The organism is Rhizobium sp. SEMIA 4085 (genome assembly GCF_013004495.1).
GTDB lineage: Bacteria > Pseudomonadota > Alphaproteobacteria > Rhizobiales > Rhizobiaceae > Rhizobium > Rhizobium gallicum.
The window spans coordinates 1-1,147 of the sequence record NZ_JABEPH010000676.1; the positions used below are offsets into that span (position 1 = coordinate 1).

General features: G+C 62.6%; 1 protein-coding gene and 1 pseudogene. Both read right to left on the reverse strand.

Annotated elements, in window-relative coordinates:
• Positions 1-570, reverse strand: a 570-nt coding sequence (locus C9413_RS32295; RefSeq protein WP_170251592.1) for a carboxymuconolactone decarboxylase family protein, incomplete at its 3' end; no start/stop codon positions are given.
• A gap of 136 nt (positions 571-706) precedes the next feature.
• Positions 707-1,147: pseudogene (locus tag C9413_RS32300) on the reverse strand (phosphoketolase); the annotation flags it as partial.

Consider the following 1,147-nt stretch of genomic DNA (forward strand, 5'->3'; position numbering starts at 1 on the left):
GCCGACGGGGAGGGCCTGGCGGAGATGGGGGTCGCGCCGTTCGGCATAGACATGGTCCGGTGCCGCACCCAGTGCATCCAGCATCTTCGAGAAGAAGCAGCGGGCTGCCGCCGCCGCGGTGATGTCGAAGATCTCGGCATCGGTGAGCTGGTGCTTTTTCAACCCGTCGACATCCTGCTGCGTCACCGAGGTCGCGTCGCGCACCACTTTGGCGGCAAAGGCCATGACGGCGCGCTCGACGGCATCGATCGGCGCCTTTTCCGTCTCGTTCGCCACGGCCGCCAGCCCGTCATTGGTGAAGCCCTCGCGCAACAGCACGGAACCGTGCGCTAGCATGCAATACGAGGACTTGAGCTCCTTGGCCGCCGCCAGCGTCACCAGCTCGTAGCGCCTGGGGCTCATATGACTGCGGATGCTCGAAAGCAGGGCACCCCAGTTCTCCATCACCTCGGGCCGGTGCCCGAAGGCGCGGTACATGTTTGGCAGATAGCCATAGTTCGTTTCGGCGGACGCGTACATGGACGCGGTCTTCTCGCTGGCGGACGCGTCGGGGGTGTGGATGAAGGGCATGGCTTGATCCTCCTCTATCATGCATGAAGGATAGGCGGAAAAACGCGGACGGCAATCTGCGGGACGGTCTTTGTGCGCGCCGGCGTGCTTGGAGTTCGGCGGAGCCTCGAAATGGCAGGGTCCGCCGCCGCCCGGCTCATGACGCCGGCCACTTCCAGTTTCTGACCTCGGGCATGTCCTCGCCATATTCCCGGACGTAGGCGTGGTGTTCGGCGAGTTTCAGATGCAGCCGGTCGAGGACGTCCGGCACCTTCTCCTTCAATCCCGGCACGCGCTCGATGGCCTCGATGGCGAGATGGAAGCGGTCGAGCTCGTTCAGCACCGTCATGTCGAAAGGCGTCGTCGTCGTTCCTTCCTCGATGAAGCCGCGCACGTGGATGTTTTCGTGGTTTGTGCGTTTATAGGTCAGCCGGTGGATGAGATAGGGATAGCCGTGATAGGCGAAGATCACCGGCTTGTCCTTTGTGAAGATGCGGTCGAATTCACCGTGCTCCAGGCCGTGCGGATGCTGCTCCTTGGCCTGCAGCGCCAAAAGGTCGACGACGTTGACGACGCGCATTTTCATATCGGGGATCAT